Source organism: Bacillus sp. H1a, from assembly GCF_000633475.1.
Lineage (GTDB): Bacteria > Bacillota > Bacilli > Bacillales > Bacillaceae_G > Bacillus_A > Bacillus_A paramycoides.
Map to the genome: position 1 here is coordinate 1 of NZ_AYMH01000123.1, position 266 is coordinate 266.

Here is a 266-nt window from a genome sequence, read left to right on the forward strand (position 1 = left end):
CGCGCCCGAGAGGAGTCGAACCCCTAACCTCTTGATCCGTAGTCAAACGCTCTATCCAATTGAGCTACGGGCGCATATGGTGCCGAGGGCGGGGGTCGAACCCGCACGGTGGTCACCCACCGCAGGATTTTAAGTCCTGTGCGTCTGCCTGTTCCGCCACCCCGGCATGTCATATTGAAAATTGGAGCGGAAGACGGGATTCGAACCCGCGACCCCAACCTTGGCAAGGTTGTATTCTACCACTGAACTACTTCCGCAAGACATGT

Annotated in this window: 3 tRNA genes; all 3 read right to left on the minus strand. The window is 57.1% G+C overall.

Going from position 1 to position 266, the window contains the following annotated elements:
* Nucleotides 1–74, minus strand: a tRNA-Arg gene (locus U860_RS0130330).
* Between the two features lie 3 nt (nucleotides 75–77).
* A tRNA-Leu gene (locus U860_RS0130335) sits at nucleotides 78–166 on the minus strand.
* Between the two features lie 16 nt (nucleotides 167–182).
* Nucleotides 183–257, minus strand: a tRNA-Gly gene (locus U860_RS0130340).
* Between the last annotated feature and the right edge of the window lie 9 nt (nucleotides 258–266).